Origin of the sequence: Clostridium sardiniense, assembly GCF_019753795.1 — a bacterium.
In the GTDB taxonomy this organism is placed as follows: Bacteria; Bacillota; Clostridia; order Clostridiales; family Clostridiaceae; genus Clostridium; species Clostridium sardiniense.
The window spans coordinates 141,757-156,834 of sequence record NZ_JAIKTU010000002.1 but is presented as its reverse complement, the minus strand read 5'-3'; the positions used below and the strand labels follow the sequence as shown (position 1 = coordinate 156,834).

General features: G+C 29.5%; 11 protein-coding genes. 8 read left to right on the top strand and 3 right to left on the bottom strand.

From position 1 onward, the window contains the following. The first annotated feature begins 10 nt into the window (after nt 1-10). The 6 genes from K5V21_RS02560 (at nt 11) to K5V21_RS02535 (ending at nt 10,124) form a co-directional block, all read left to right on the top strand. Nucleotides 11-523 carry a hypothetical protein gene (locus K5V21_RS02560; protein ID WP_221858881.1) on the top strand — a complete coding sequence of 171 codons (513 nt, stop codon included), beginning with the start codon at nt 11-13 and terminating at the stop codon, nt 521-523. Nucleotides 524-743: 220 nt separating this feature from the next. Continuing rightward, nucleotides 744-2,069 (top strand): 6-phospho-alpha-glucosidase, encoded by a 1,326-nt coding sequence (locus K5V21_RS02555; protein ID WP_221858879.1) that lies wholly within the window; start codon nt 744-746, stop codon nt 2,067-2,069. 172 nt (nt 2,070-2,241) lie between these two features. After that, a complete protein-coding gene (locus K5V21_RS02550) occupies nt 2,242-3,228 on the top strand; it encodes a GH25 family lysozyme (RefSeq protein ID WP_221858877.1) in 987 nt (328 codons plus the stop codon). Nucleotides 3,229-3,468: 240 nt separating this feature from the next. Continuing rightward, nucleotides 3,469-8,802: a discoidin domain-containing protein gene (locus K5V21_RS02545; protein WP_221858875.1), complete on the top strand. Its 5,334-nt coding sequence runs from the start codon at nt 3,469-3,471 to the stop codon at nt 8,800-8,802. Nucleotides 8,803-8,969: 167 nt separating this feature from the next. Beyond that, nucleotides 8,970-9,395 (top strand): hypothetical protein, encoded by a 426-nt coding sequence (locus tag K5V21_RS02540; protein ID WP_221858873.1) that lies wholly within the window; start codon nt 8,970-8,972, stop codon nt 9,393-9,395. A gap of 114 nt (nt 9,396-9,509) precedes the next feature. Further along, on the top strand, nt 9,510-10,124 hold the full coding sequence (locus K5V21_RS02535) for a PH domain-containing protein (RefSeq protein ID WP_221858871.1): 615 nt from the start codon (nt 9,510-9,512) through the stop codon (nt 10,122-10,124). A gap of 88 nt (nt 10,125-10,212) precedes the next feature. On the opposite strand, the gene K5V21_RS02530 is transcribed toward K5V21_RS02535, so the two are convergent. Next, a complete protein-coding gene (locus K5V21_RS02530; protein ID WP_204595382.1) occupies nt 10,213-10,851 on the bottom strand; it encodes a lactate utilization protein in 639 nt (212 codons plus the stop codon). Between the two features lie 124 nt (nt 10,852-10,975). Here K5V21_RS02530 and K5V21_RS02525 point away from each other — a divergent pair, with 124 nt between their 5' ends. Beyond that, nucleotides 10,976-12,007 (top strand): DNA polymerase beta superfamily protein, encoded by a 1,032-nt coding sequence (locus tag K5V21_RS02525; protein WP_221858869.1) that lies wholly within the window; start codon nt 10,976-10,978, stop codon nt 12,005-12,007. Between the two features lie 173 nt (nt 12,008-12,180). Next, nucleotides 12,181-12,627 carry a DUF4829 domain-containing protein gene (locus tag K5V21_RS02520; RefSeq protein WP_221858867.1) on the top strand — a complete coding sequence of 149 codons (447 nt, stop codon included), beginning with the start codon at nt 12,181-12,183 and terminating at the stop codon, nt 12,625-12,627. Between the two features lie 60 nt (nt 12,628-12,687). Here K5V21_RS02520 and K5V21_RS02515 read toward each other — a convergent pair whose 3' ends face one another. Continuing rightward, entirely contained in the window at nt 12,688-13,080 is a 393-nt protein-coding gene (locus K5V21_RS02515; protein ID WP_221858865.1) for a PqqD family peptide modification chaperone, read from the bottom strand. Between the two features lies 1 nt (nt 13,081). Further along, complete coding sequence (locus tag K5V21_RS02510) at nt 13,082-15,052, bottom strand: OPT family oligopeptide transporter (RefSeq protein WP_221858863.1); 1,971 nt, start codon at nt 15,050-15,052, stop codon at nt 13,082-13,084. Nucleotides 15,053-15,078 lie beyond the last annotated feature (26 nt).

Below are 15,078 nucleotides of genomic sequence, written 5' to 3'. Positions count from 1 at the left end.
GAGGATAAATATGAGAGCATATACTGGAATGATAAATAGTAAATCTATAACTGATAATTCGAAAAAATATGGAAGCTTAAAATTAGCAATGACGTTATTTATAGTTTTTCCAATATTATTTTTAATATATTTATATATGAGTACAACAATGATTGGTGGAGATTTGGTAGGAGCAATTTCTGAAGATCCTATGCTAAATATTGCATTCATAATTGCAATGATAAATCCTTTTTGTGGATATTTATGCAAAGTAATATTAAAAGATATAGATGAAGGAAAAGATAAAGAGGTTATAAAGATTAATTTATTAATTCTTACAATAGCACAAGTATTTGTATTTAATATAGTTGGAGTTGTACTATTAGGTATAACTTTATATAGAAATTTTAAATGGAATAATATAAGTAAAAAACATATTGTTAGGATAATTAATGATAGATATGCTATTTCAAGGATTGTAAGTTCTAGTGCTATTTTTTTTATATGTCTAATGTGCTTATTCATAACAGTAAAATTAAAATAGTTAATATATTTAAAGTTAGATTACCTATTAAGTAGTCTAACTTTTTGTTTTGTAAATATTAAATTAAAGATAGTGAAAATTCACAGTAAATGATACTAATTAACAAGAATTGAGACTACTCCCTAAGTGGCTAAAATCCATTGTTTAAGGGGTTTTACTTTGATAGTATAAAGACATAAACAATATTAAAATAAATGGGTTAAAAAAGGGAGGAATTTTTATGAAGAAATTTTCAATAGTTATTGCAGGTGGCGGAAGTACTTTTACACCTGGCATAGTTTTAATGTTATTAGACAATTTGGACAAATTTCCAATAAGGAAAATTAAATTTTATGATAATGATAAAGAAAGACAAGATACGATTGCTAAAGCTTGTGAAATCATATTAAGAGAAAAAGCAAGTGATATAGAATTTTTAGCAAGTACTGATCCAGAAGAAGCATTCACTGATGTAGATTTTGTAATGGCTCATATAAGAGTTGGTAAATATAAAATGAGAGAATTAGATGAAAAGATTCCTTTAAAGCATGGAGTTGTAGGTCAAGAAACATGTGGACCAGGAGGAATTTCTTATGGTATGAGATCAATAGGTGGAATATTAGAAATTTTAGAATACATGGAGAGATACTCACCTAATGCATGGATGCTTAATTACTCAAATCCAGCGGCAATTGTAGCTGAAGCAACTCGTAGATTAAAACCGAATTCTAAAATTTTAAATATATGTGATATGCCAATTGGAATAGAAGGACATATGGCTGAAATTGCGGGGCTTGAATCAAGAAAAGATATGATAGTTAAATACTTTGGATTAAATCATTTTGGATGGTGGTCAAGCATTACTGATAAAGAAGGAAATGATTTAATGCCAAGAATTAGAGAACATGTATTAAAACATGGATATGAAGTTAATGTTGATGAGCATCAGCATACTGATGAGAGTTGGAATGATACATTTAGAAAGGCTAAAGATATATTAGAACTTGATAAAGATTATCTTCCAAACACATATCTTAAATACTATTTATTCCCAGATTATGTGGTTGAGCATTCAGATAAAGAATATACAAGAGCAAATGAAGTTATGGATGGAAGAGAAAAGTTTGTCTTTGGAGAATGTAGAAAAGTTATTGAAAGAGGTTCAACAGAAGGATGCGAATTACACATAGATGAACATGCTTCATATATAGTTGATTTAGCAAGAGCTATATCATATAACACTCAAGAAAGAATGCTTTTAATAGTAGAGAATAATGGAGCAATAGAAAACTTTGATAAGACAGGAATGGTTGAGATTCCATGCTTAGTTGGAAATAATGGACCGGAACCAGTTAGAATAGGAACTATTCCACAATTCCAAAAAGGGTTAATGGAACAGCAAGTATCTGTTGAAAAACTTGTTGTAGAAGCATGGATAGAAAAATCATATCAAAAGTTATGGCAAGCAATAACTTTATCAAAAACTGTACCAAGTGCAAAAGTTGCAAGAGATATATTGGATGATTTAATTGAAGTAAATAGGGAGTACTGGCCAGAATTAAAATAATTATATATATATTAAAAATAAGCTTAGGTAAATTCACCTAAGCTTATTTTATTAATTTTAAATTTAATATATAGGATTTTACTAGATTTGCATATATAGATTATATAATAGTTTGATTAAGGTGGCATTTAAGGCTTTGGTCATATATTAATAATTTATAAGAGGTGATTTTATGAAGAGTAAAAATACAAATAATATAAGAGGGATAGATATTAGTAATTGGCAAGCAAATGTGAATTTTTCTAAAGTAAAAAGTGACGGAATAGAAGTAGTTATAATAAAGGCTACAGAGGGTATTAAATTTGTAGATAAAAGACTTGATGAACACTATAAAGGTGCAAAAGATCAAGGACTTAAGATAGGTTTTTATCATTTTATGAGTGATACAACTAATCCAAAAGATCAGGCAAAGGATTTTTGGAATATCATAAAAGATAAGAAATTTGATGTAATTCCAGTTCTTGATATAGAAAAGGAGAATCAAGGAAGAAATGCAAAAGGTGTAACAGATAGATGTATTGAATTTTTAAATGAATTTAAAAATTTAAGTGGATATGAGTGTATTATATATACTTACACATATTTTGCAAAAAGTAAGTTAGATAATAGGCTTAAAAACTATCCACTATGGATAGCACATTATGATGTTAATACTCCAGGTGATAACGGGATATGGTCTGATTGGGTAGGATTCCAATATACTGATAAAGCTAAAATTAGTGGAGTTAGTGGTAATTGTGATGCAAATGAGTTTACTGACTGTATATTTATAAATAGATCAAACAATAATTCTAATTCTTCAAATTCATCAAGTAATGTTAAAAAGGAACTTTGGGAAGTTAGTATAAGTGGAAGTATAGTTAGTGATTTGCAAAAAGAACTCAATAAACAATTCGCAGCAAATTTAAAAGTGGATGGATATTTTGGTGATAAGACCCTTAATGCGTGTATCAATTTATCAAAAGGAGCAAGAGGTAATATTACAAGAATAGTACAAAGAAGGCTAGTAGCTAATGGATATTTAATTGGGAAGTTTGGCATAGATGGAGTATTTGGTGATAGTACAGAAAGCGCTATAAAAAGCTTTCAAAAAGATAAGAAATTATCTATAGATGGAATAGTTGGAAAGAATACTTGGAGACGATTATTTAGTAAATAAAGAAAAGGTGATGATTTTTCATCACCTTTTCTATTTAAAAATATTATTAGGATTTAAAAATATTTTAAACATGATTAAAAAATACTTACATATAATGTATTGGAATATATAGCAAATATCTATTGTATGAGTACAGGATTAGATACTACTTAGTATTAAATAAATTAATTTATGTATAGCTATTCTTAAAATTACTAAGACATATTCTAAGTAAGTATCAAAAATAGAAGGGGGAGTAGTATGAAAAGCTTAAAAAAGAAAAGTCGGAAAGTCTCGCTACTTATGTTATTTATTTTTACGTTTATGACTATTGCTAATTTAAATATTAAAGTAGCAAAAGCAGCAGGAGATGATTACAAGACATTAGGGGATGTCAAGGAGGTTACTAAAGATGATAATGAAGTTACAATAAAGCTTGAAAATGAAGAGGTTAAGATAACTTTTTATAAAAATGATTTATTTAGATTATGGATGGATCCAGATAAAGATTTTGATGATCCTACAAAAGGAAAGATAATAGATAAAACAGAAGAGGAGTTTATAAAGGAACATGGAAATGTAAACGTTGATAAAGAGGACGCTGGAGACTATTATAAAATAACTACAGAAAAGGTAGTTCTTAGAATATATAAATCTCCTATGAGATTAGCATTATATAAAGCTGATAATAAATCAGTTATATGGGAGGAAGAATCGCCATTAAAATATAATGGTAAGAAGACTATTCAAACATTAAAAACAGCTGATATAGAACAATTTTATGGTGGAGGAGTCCAAAATGGATATTTCTCACATAAGAATAAGAAAATAGATGTAAAATTAAAAATATCTCACTGGAATGATGGCTCAGTATCAAATCCAGTACCATTTTATATGAGCAGTAAGGGGTATGGTGTATTTAGAAATACATTTAAACCAGGACAATATGATTTTAAGAAAACTGCAACAATGGCTCATGATGAAAATAGATTTGATGCATTCTACTTCGCTGGTGGATCTTTTGATGAAGTTATGAATGGATATACTGAGTTAACAGGTAGACCACAACTTATGCCAAATTATAGTTTCTATGGAATTGATGCAGACTGTTATAAAGATACAATGGATGGATTAGAAGTTGTAAAGGGATACGTAGATAATGATATTCCAAGAGGTGTTATCCTTCCAAACGACGGATATGGATGTGGATATACTGATCTTAAAGGATTTGTAGATGAGGCATCTAAATCAGGATTTAAGACTGGTCTTTGGACAGAGAATGATTTAGATAAACTTGCAACAGAAGTTAAGGAATATGGAGTAAGAGCAATAAAAACAGATGTTGCATGGGTAGGACCTGGATACGAATTTGCTTTTGATGCTGTAGAATCAACGAATAAAGGAATAGAAAATAATTCGGATGCTAGATCATATGTTGTAAGTATTTGTGGATGGGCAGGAACTCAAAAAAATGCTGCAGTTTGGTCAGGAGATCAAAGTGGAGATTGGGAATATATTAGGATGCATATTCCAACTTATATTGGTGGTGGAATGTCAGGTATGCCGTATATTGGATCTGATATTGATGGTATATTTGGTGGTTCTGCTAAAACTTATACTAGAGATCTTCAATGGAAGACATTTACTCCAACTACTTTAAATATGTCAGGCTGGGCATCAAAGGATAAGCAACCTTGGATACAAGGAGAGCCTTATACAAGCATAAATAGAGTTTATTTAAAATTAAAATCAAGAATGCTTCCTTATATGTACACTTATGCTAATGAAAGCTATAAAACAGGTGCACCTATGATGAGAGGTATGGTTTGGGCGTATCCAGAAGATCCATATACTTTTGGAACAGAAACTCAATACCAATATATGCTTGGAAAGAATCTTCTAGTTGCTCCAGTTTATGAAGATACAGAAGTTTGGAATGAGATATATCTTCCAGATGAAAATCAAGTATGGATAGATTACTTTACTGGAGAGCAATACAATGGTAGACAAGTTATAAATAATTTTGATGCACCACTTTGGAAGTTACCGCTATTTGTTAAAAATGGAGCTATAATACCTATGTATCCAGAATCAAATTATGCAGGTGAAGTTGTAGCAGATAAAGATCATCCAATTACTTTTGATATTTATCCATCAGGAAAAACTTCATTTGAATTATATGAAGATGATGGTGAGTCAAGAGATCATAGAGAAGGTGCTTATGCAAAGACTTTAATAGAGTCAAATGCACCTAATAGTGGAGATGGAAAAGCTGAATTTATAGTTAATCCTACAAAAGGAAATTATGCAGGAATTCAAGAAACAAGAAAGAATGAATTCTCAATTCATACAAGAGTTAAACCAGAAAATATTAAATTAACTATCGGAGGAGAAGAGAAGTCAGTTACTATAGTTAATAGAAAAGAAGACTATGATAACTCAAATGGAAATGTTGCATACTTTGATGAAAATATAAGAGTAGGGCCAGATAAGATTAAAGCAGCACCAATATTATTTGTGAAAACTGAGGCTACTTCAATTAGAAATATGATAAAGGTGGAAGTTGATAAATTTAATAATGATGCGCCAAAAGGTAGTATAGAACATGATAAAGTTCCTGTGATACCTACATCATTACAAGCTACTAAAGTAATCGATAAAGAAATAATAGTTGGATGGAATGAAGTAGAAAATGCTACTTCATATGATTTAATGATAAATAATATTCTTTATACAAATGTAAAATCTCCATATACTCATGATGGATTAAAGGAATTAACAGATTATGAATTTAAAGTTAGAGCAGCTAACTCCAAAGGTGCTTCAGAGTGGAGTAATCCCTTAAAGGTTTCAACAATAGAAGATTTATTAAAAAATGTTGTTCCAGCAGAAGAGATGAAAGCAACAGCATCAAGTGAACAACCAGGAGAAACTGCTGATAAGGCTGTTGATGGAGATATAGGTACTCTATGGCATACTAAATGGGGTGAGGACGGAATACCAGCTGAGTTTGTTATAGATATGAGTAATATTTACGAATTAGAAAAATTTGAATATGTTCCAAGACCTAAAGGCTCAAATGGTAATATTACTAAATATAATCTTTCAATGAGCTTAGACGGTGTCAACTATATGCCTTTATATACTGATGGGGTTTGGAAAGATGATGGAGCTACTAAAATAATAAAATTTGAAGAGCCTATAAAATCTAGATATTTAAAAATTGATACTTTAGCTGGTAATGGAAACTTTGCATCTGCTCATGAATTTAGACCATACAAGGTTGAAGGAACCAATAAAACGCCAGTTGGAGATTACACTGGAGATAATAGGGTTGATAATGGAGATTTAGTATTTATAGATAATTACATGGGGGTTAAAATTGGTGATAATGATTGGAATTATGCTGAAAAAGCAGATTTAAACTTCAATGGATATATAGATGCTTATGATTATGCATTTGTAGCAAGTAAGATTGGATCAACTCTTGTGCCATCAGGTAATGAGGTTTCAGGAAAAATAAATCTTCTTCCAGAGAAAAAATCTCTAAAGAAGGGAGAAGAAATTGAAGTTAAATTAGTTGGTACAAACTTAAAGGATGTTTATGCATTTGATAGTTTTATTAAATTAAATAGTGATAAATATGAATTAGTTAACTGTACAGGAAGCTGTGGCAAGGATGTTGTATTTACAAAATCAGGTTTAACTAAAAATATGGATAACGTATCATCACTTAAAATAGACGATAAGGGAACTATGCTGGTTGCGACACTTTCTAATAGAGGAAATATAGCGCCGCTTAATAATGATGGAACTCTTGGAACATTTAAAATAAAAGCTAAGGTAGACACAGAATTTGATCTTAAGATAAATGATTCAAGAATAGTTGGAACAGATTATATGAGCAAAGATTCAATTGGAGAAGTTTTAAATCCAGAAGATGAGATTCCAGAACTTAAACCAGTGTATGAAAATGTAGCAAAAAATGAAATGAAAGCTACAGCAACTTCAGAAGAGACTGGCGGCGGAGATACAGCAGCTAAAGCTATTGATGGTAATGTAGATACAATGTGGCATACACCATGGTTTGATCCAATACCACCAGTAGAGGAACAAGTATTAACAATTGAGTTTAATAAGAAGACTAATATTTCAAAGTTAGGTATAACACCAAGAAAGACAGGAGATAATGGTGTAATTAAAAAGTATGAAGTCCATGCAATAAATGGAGAAGAAGAAACTTTAATTGGAACAGGTGGAGCAGAAGATATAAAAGATAGATCAACAAATATATTTGAGTTAAGAGGAAAAGAAGTATTAGCAGATAAAATAGAAATAAGAGTTTTAGAAGGATATAACAAATGGGCGTCTATAGCAGAAGTAGATGTTGAAAGAAAGAATGATGGAACTTTAGAGGTTGAATCAGTTCAGTTTAACAAAGAAAATCCATCAGAAATAAGAGTTGGAGAAATATTAGAATTTGGAGCACATGTATTACCAAAAGAAGCCACAAATCAATATGTATCTCTTAAGAGTAGCAATGAAGAAATAATTAAAATAAATAAGATAAAAACAGATGATGGAGTAAAAACTATGATAGAAGGGATTAAGGCCGGAAAAGCTATAATAACAGCTACATCTCTTGAAGGAAATAAAGAAGCTACAACTGAAGTTATAGTAAAAGATGGAGAACCTCAAGTAATACCTGTAGTAGGAATTAAGTTAGATAAAACTTCAGTAGAATTAGAAAAAGGAAGCACTGAAACTATTAAAGCTACTATAACTCCAGAAAATGCAACTAATAAAAATATTACTTGGAGTAGTCTTGATGAAAAAGTAGCAGTTATAAAAGATGGTGTTATTACAGCTATTGGAACTGGAACAACTAAGATATTAGCTACATCAGTAGATGGAGGATTTACAGGAGAATGTATAGTTACTGTTAAAAAGGATTCTAGCGAACCGGAAAATCCAGAGAAACCAAATAAAGATAAATTAAAAGATATTATAGATAAAGCATCAGCATTAAAAGAGGAAGATTATACTCAAAATAGTTTCGATAAAGTTCTAAAAGCTTTAGAATCAGCAAAATCGGTTATGGATGATGAAAAGGCAACAGATAAAGAAATAGAAAATGCTATAAAAGATTTAGAAAAAGCAATGGAACAACTTGAAAAGCCAGGAAATTCTGATGAGGTAGATAAAGAAAAGTTAAAAGGATTATTAAAAGAAGCATTAAAGATTAATAAAGATGATTATACAGAAGAAAGTTTTGATAAATTATTAAAAGCTTTAGAATCAGCTAGGCTTGTAATGACAAATAATGAAGCGACACAAAAAGAAGTTGATAAAGCAATAGATGAACTAAATAAGGCTATAGATAAACTTGTTAAGGTTAATAAACCCAATAAGCCAGGAACACCAAATAGACCAAGTAATCCAACAACTCCAGGAATAAATAATGGATCAGGAAATGCAGGGAATATACCATCGACAGGATTTAATAATACTGGTATGATTGCAGTTGCTGTAATACTAATAGGAGCAGGATTTGTACTATTCTTCTATGATAGAAAAAGAAAGATAAATAAGTAATAACAAGAAAGGATTTTTAAGGAATATTCCATTAAAAATCCTTTTTTTTATAGGAATTTAAATTTAATATTTTAAAGCTAGATATTCTGGTTAAAATCATTTACAATTAAAACCATATATGAATTATATAGGTATGATAGAAAAGCTTTAATAAAAGGAGGATTTATATGGATTTTGATAAAGAAATAGAGGAAATTTACGAAATATTTCAGCCATTACAGTATAAATTAACTTTTGTTCTATATGAGTTGGAAGATCTAGAAGATGCGCAAATGGATGCTGAAGAGGAAATTGATGTTTGGAAAGATGGCTGGAGAATAATAGGGTATAATGATTTATCAGGAGATGTTTTCTTTATTGATACCAATAAAGAAGGTTATCCAGTAGTCCAATTATATGATGAAGAAGAAGAGCAGATATTAGCAAAGTCATTAAAGTCATTTAAAGCCTTTATAAAAGAAGTTATAAATATAAAAAATAGTAAAGAAAAATATACTCTAGATGAGTTAAATTATTTTCTTGAAGAAAAAATTCAAGGATATGATAGATTTAAAATGGATCAAAATATACTAAAAAGTATTTTGGAGATATAATATATAATTTAAGTATAAAAATACTTTTTAGTAGTAGGGGAATATAGTAATTGACATTATAGAAAAGAATATATAGTATTAAAATTATTAATGAAATTAAAAGGAAGTGGATTTATGTTTACTAAAATAGCATCAGATGCATTAGGATTATCAGATATAGGAAAGATAATATCACCAAGTGATTATCATAAGGTTGATTCAGATGATTATATTTTTAATGAAGATGGAGAAAAGATATTTTTTCTAATAAAATCAAAATCAGATGAATATTGTTTTACAAATAAAGCACTTATTCATGTTGATGGACAAAATGCAATTAGTAAAAAGAGAAATTTATATAGATATGATTATTATAAATATAAAATAGACAATGTAAGTTTAGAAACAGCAGGAACTGTAGATTTAGATGTAGAGATAAAGTTTAGTATTGGAGATAAATTCTTTTCAATTGATGTAGATAAGAAACAACTAGAACAATTAAAGGATCTTTATAAAGCTTTAATTAAAATTCAAGAATTAACTCATGAAAATACAATTGGATTAGATATATCATATAAGAGTTTAGAAATGGCAGAGAGGGTCTTAACTAATACTAGAAAAGAAGGAATTGATGTTAATGCAGAAATGAAGGCAATAACAGAGTTTGCTTACAACTGGATGACTGGCTCTAGAAATACTTATGTTGTAAAAGATTTTAGTGATGTATTTAAAAAATATATAGAAAATTAAATTTTATTAAAGGTGTAGCTCTAAAAGTTACACCTTTAATTTTAAAAATAATTATGCAATGCTTGTTAACCGATTTACTAATTATAATTTAAAAACCTAATTCTTCTGGAACGATTATAATAGTTATTCTTCCTTTAAACTTCATACCATTATGAACTATAGAAGTGAAATTACATATTCTACCTCTTACGGAGCAATCATGGCACTTTCCATCTTCCGTACAAGGACATTTATGATTAATACGTTTAGCATTCATTATCGCAACTTCATTAATCCTTTTAAAGGCAGAATTTAAATCATCAACTACCTTATTAACACCAGCAACTATAATTACATTTTTAGGTCCAAATAAAATACCCGCAGCTCTATTTCCACCTGAATCTGTATTTACAAGCTCACCATTTCTAGTTATAGCATTGGTACTAGTAACTAAATAGTCTGCTGTCATTGATTCTCTCATAATTTCAACAATTTCACTAAATGGAGCATCTATATAACGGTCAAAAAGTTTATAATCTGAAGTTCTAAATTCAGGAATAATATCTAGTTCATCTAGAGTAACTGATCCACCCAAAGCTATTGATGAGCCTTTAGGAATTAACTCTAGTACCTTTTCTTTTACTAAGTCACTTGATTCTAAGTAAATAGCATTATAATTATAATCATTTAATATTTTTACAATCTCTTTAGCATCACATTGCATTTTCCACTTTTTAATTTTATTCATAAAAACCACCTTCCAAAATAATTATACATCAATAATTTGGTAAACTACTAATAGTAAACTTAAATGTTTACATTATAATATTATATTTTATATAATTAAAGAAAATAAATGGAGATATAGGCTTATGAATATAAAAGATATGAAAGATAAGATTAATTCAAAAGAATATGATATTTTAAGAAATAAAAAGGAATTAGGAGATAATATAATACTTTTAACTACTGGGGGGAGTTATGCTTATGGCACAGATATACATACTAAGGAACATGAAAGTGATTTTGATGTAAGAGGTATATGTTTAAACACATACGAAGAGATATTAATTATGAATTGTATAGATAGACCTTATGAAGATAAGGAGTTAGATTTAGTAATTTATCCATTAAAGCAAATAATAAATCTTTTAGTAAATGTAAATCCAAATGTTATAGAAATGCTTGGAACTAAAGATGAACATCTATTTATACAAAGTAAGGAAGGAAAATTAATAAGGGATAATAGAGAATTATTTTTATCGCAAAAAGCTTATGCTTCCTTTGGAGGATATGCAATACAGCAGCTTAGAAGACTTCAAAATGCATTAGCTAGAGATGAATACCCAAGGGAAGAGAAGGAAAGACATATATTGGGTAGCATAGAAAAGCAGATGAGTACATTTGAAGATAGGTACAAAGGATTAAGTAATGAAAGATTAAAGCTTTATATAGATAGCAATAAAAACACTAATAGTCAGAAGGAAATACTTATAGATTTTAATCTTAAAGGATATCCGTTAAGAGATTTAAAAGGAATGCTTTCAGAAATGAACATGGTAGTTAGAGATTATGATAAGTTAAATAAAAGAAATTCTAAAAAGGATACCCTTCACCTAAATAAACATTCAATGCATTTGGTTAGATTATTAATTATGGGAAAAGAAATATTAGAGGGTAAGGGCATAAACACTTATAGAGAAAAGGATAGGGAACTATTATTAGATATAAGAAATGGTATGTATACATATAATGAAATATTTTCTATAGTAGATAAATTAGAGAAAGATTTTAAATATGCTTATGAAAATACAGCTTTACCAGAAAAGGCTTGTATAAATGAAATAAAGGAACTTACAATAGAGATAAATAAAAGTGTAGTGAAATCATTTGAAAGTGTTTAGTATATAAATTAAAAGGAAAATAATAATAAAATTTAATATAAATTTGTATTATTTTCTTTACTTATTATGTATATGATGTGATAATATGTTGTGATATGGGATTAATTATAATAATTTATATTATTGTTATTAGATGTAAAGAAATTTAAAAGAAAAGGAAGGGATTAAACTATATGAAGAAATTAATGTTTGCTATAGTTGGGGTAATACTTGTATTTATATCTTTTTACATTGGGATCAATAGGCCAGAGATAGTTATAGAAGATTCATTTAGATATGAAAATTCACATAACAAAGAAGATTTAGCAAAATGCTATGTAAATGGAGATGAAATAGATTTTAGTTATATAGATAGTATAAAAAAGATCGAGCTAAAAGATTTAAAAAGAGTGAAGGATAATAAGGAATATGATAACTATTTAAAGAATGCTGGACTAACAGATAGTGATATAAGTAGAGAGAATATTATAATATTTAATGTGAAATATTATGTAGAAGTTAAGGCAAATAGCAAAACATATAAAGAGAAGACTGGAACATATAATAAAAAGTTTATAGTTACTAGAGAAGGTAAGCTAACAGGTTGGAAGATAAAAGAAGTAATAGATATAAAGAAGTAACTATATTAAAAATAAAGTGATAGATAAAATAGAGTATGGGTTTTACCCATACTCTATTTTTTAGCTTACCTTTTTTACTTCTTTAAATGATATCCAGCCTTTTTTTGCGATATGATGCATATATGGTACAATTCTATGAATCGAACCATCTAAACTTTCGTTACATTCGGTAGCCATTATTTTAGCTATATCATATATACATCTTTTACCATCGATAAGAAGCCAAGCTTTTGAACATAAGTCGTCAAATGTTATATCACAAGTAGGTGATGTTTTGTAAAGCCATCCTACAAATCTTTTTACAGGATCTTTAACAGAAAAGTAAATTACCACTTTGTTATCTACAAGCTTCCAATTATCATGTTTAATCTCAGGTACATAAAGTAAAAAGTTATAATTAGCTTTTTTTTCAGTTTTTGATTTTTTTTTATTACTATTTAAAGAACTAGCCATACTATTTATTTCCTTTTTGTTGTTTTATTTTAAATTCTTTTCCACCTTTAACTGATGAAGTGTAGAACCAGAATGATAGAATTAAAAACATTATAAGTGGTAGCCAGTTACTTTGAGTAACAGCTGGTATAATATTTGCAGCAAATCCAATATCAACTCCAACAGTTGTAAATATTGCAACTATAATTCCCATAATCGCACCACCTGCAACAAGCCCTGAAGCTGTAAGAACACCTTTTTCAACTGCTTCACCTTGTGCATCTTTATCTTCAGGTTTCTTGAATCTCTTTTCAACTAAAACTCTTATTACGCCACCAAATAGCACTGTTGCGTTTAAAGTTATAGGAAGATATACACCAAGTGCAACAGGTAGAATTGAAATTCCAACCATTTCGCAGAATATTGATATAAATGCACCTATAAATACTAATGTCCAAGGTATTTGTCCTGTTATAATACCATCAGCTAACATCTTCATAAGAGTAGCTTGAGGTGCTGGAACGCTTGCTGAACCTAATCCATAAGCTTTGTTTAGCATGAATATAACGACAGCAACTATAACAGCTGAAAATAAAACGGCAACCCACATCCATATATGATTATCTCTTGGGGTACCACCTATTATAAATGTTGTTTTTAAACCTTGTGATGCAGCACCTGCAACACCTACGGCAGCTGCAACTATTGAAGTAACAAGTAATGATTTTTCAATACCAACAGATCCAGATAAACCAGTTAATCTAAAGATAATAGCTATAAATAATAATGAAGCAATAGCCATACCTGAAACTGGATTATTAGATTCACCAATTATACCAACCATTCTAGCTGATACAACAGAAAAGAAGAAAGCAAATAATACTGCCAAAATACCACCAACTATTCCACCTTTTATCATTGGTAGAAGCCATGTAGCAAAAAATCCTACTAGAGCAGCACCAATAAGCCATACTATAGGAGTTTCTATATCAGTTCTCTTTTTAGTATTATCAGAATGCTTTTCCTCATGTATAAGACCAGATATAGCTTGCTTAAAGCTATTTATTATTGTAGGCATTGATTTTGCAAGAGATATAAATCCGCCCATTGCAACTGCACCAGCACCTATATATTTAATATAGTTAGACCATATTTCCATAGAAGACATTTGTGAAATTACTTTTGTTGATGGGAAAATTGCATTAGTTAGTCCAGAACCAAAGAATTTTATTAATGGAATAAGTGCAAACCATGCAACTAATGATCCACCAAACATTAAAAGACCAACTCTGACTCCGACTATAAAACCTACACCAAGAACTGGAGCCAAGGTATCAAGTCCTATCATTGTTCCTTGGTATCCTTTAAAGATATAAGTTGTTTGACTTCCCCATAATTTAAATCCATCAGATAGTAAGTTATATAAACCACCTAAACCAATACCAGTTAAAACTGTTTTAAATGAAGTACCACCTTGACTAGCAGTAACTAAAACTTCTGAGGCAGCCATACCTTCTGGATAAATTAAAGTACCGTGTTCTTCAACTATTAAATATCTTCTAAGGGGAGTAATAAAGAAAACCCCCATTGATGCACCAACAACTATGATTAAGATTATAGTTAAAAGGCTTATATTAAATCCAGCTAAAATAAGTGCTGGTAGTACGAATACTGAACATCCAGCAGCAGCTTCACCCATACCAGATAATGAACAAGCAAGGTTAGCTTCTAATATACTATTTCTCTTAAAGGATCCTTTTAAAATACCAACTGCGAGTATGGCACCTGGTATAGCAGAGGCTATAGTCATACCAACTTTTAATCCTAAATAAGCATTTGCAGCAGCAAATACACAGGCAATGATTATACCAACTATGATTGAGTAGCCTGTGGTTTCAGGCATAACATCAGAGGTTGGAACAAATGGTATATATTCGTCTCCAGTGCAACCTCCGTAGGCTGTAGATGATAATTTCTTTTTTTCTTGAGCCATTACGATCACTCCTTAAGTATTTAAGT

Coding starts and splice junctions, on each gene's coding strand:
- K5V21_RS02560 (WP_221858881.1), top strand. CDS start 11: ATGAGAGCATATACTGGAATGATAAATAGTAAATCTATAACTGATAAT.
- K5V21_RS02555 (WP_221858879.1), top strand. CDS start 744: ATGAAGAAATTTTCAATAGTTATTGCAGGTGGCGGAAGTACTTTTACA.
- K5V21_RS02550 (WP_221858877.1), top strand. CDS start 2,242: ATGAAGAGTAAAAATACAAATAATATAAGAGGGATAGATATTAGTAAT.
- K5V21_RS02545 (WP_221858875.1), top strand. CDS start 3,469: ATGAAAAGCTTAAAAAAGAAAAGTCGGAAAGTCTCGCTACTTATGTTA.
- K5V21_RS02540 (WP_221858873.1), top strand. CDS start 8,970: ATGGATTTTGATAAAGAAATAGAGGAAATTTACGAAATATTTCAGCCA.
- K5V21_RS02535 (WP_221858871.1), top strand. CDS start 9,510: ATGTTTACTAAAATAGCATCAGATGCATTAGGATTATCAGATATAGGA.
- K5V21_RS02530 (WP_204595382.1), bottom strand. CDS start 10,851: ATGAATAAAATTAAAAAGTGGAAAATGCAATGTGATGCTAAAGAGATT.
- K5V21_RS02525 (WP_221858869.1), top strand. CDS start 10,976: ATGAATATAAAAGATATGAAAGATAAGATTAATTCAAAAGAATATGAT.
- K5V21_RS02520 (WP_221858867.1), top strand. CDS start 12,181: ATGAAGAAATTAATGTTTGCTATAGTTGGGGTAATACTTGTATTTATA.
- K5V21_RS02515 (WP_221858865.1), bottom strand. CDS start 13,080: ATGGCTAGTTCTTTAAATAGTAATAAAAAAAAATCAAAAACTGAAAAA.
- K5V21_RS02510 (WP_221858863.1), bottom strand. CDS start 15,052: ATGGCTCAAGAAAAAAAGAAATTATCATCTACAGCCTACGGAGGTTGC.